Source organism: Desulfobulbus alkaliphilus (assembly GCF_016918545.1).
Lineage (GTDB): Bacteria > Desulfobacterota > Desulfobulbia > Desulfobulbales > Desulfobulbaceae > Desulfobulbus > Desulfobulbus alkaliphilus.
In genome coordinates, this window is record NZ_JAFFQC010000234.1 from 1 (window position 1) to 450 (window position 450).

Annotated in this window: 1 protein-coding gene; it reads right to left on the bottom strand. The window is 64.4% G+C overall.

From position 1 onward, the window contains the following. Nucleotides 1-450, bottom strand: a 450-nt coding sequence (locus JWG43_RS20850) for an aminotransferase class I/II-fold pyridoxal phosphate-dependent enzyme (RefSeq protein WP_205244361.1), incomplete at both ends; no start/stop codon positions are given.

The window sequence follows — 450 nt, forward strand, 5'->3', positions numbered from 1 at the left end:
GGTCTTCAGCCCCCGGTTGGCCAGGAAGGCGTCGAACGGCCCCATGATACCGCCGACCGAGTTCTGCAGGAACTTGATCCGCGTCGCCAACTCGGCGTCGGCCGTCACCAGCACCCCGCCGATAATGTCCGAATGGCCGTTCAGGTATTTGGTCGCCGAGTGCATCACCACGTCCGCCCCCAGGCTCAGCGGCTGCTGGCAGAACGGGGTGGCGAAGGTGTTGTCCACGACCAGCAGCAGACCATGCGCCTTGGCCACCTTCGACAGGGCGGCGATGTCGGCCAGCTTCATCAGGGGATTGGTGGGCGTCTCGACCCACAGCATCTTGGTCTTCGAGGTGATCGCCGCTTCGACCGCCGCAATGTCGCTCAGGTCCACATAGGCGAAGTCCAGTCCCATGGTTCGCCTGCGCACCCGCTCGAACAGTCGCCATGAGCCGCCGTACAAGTC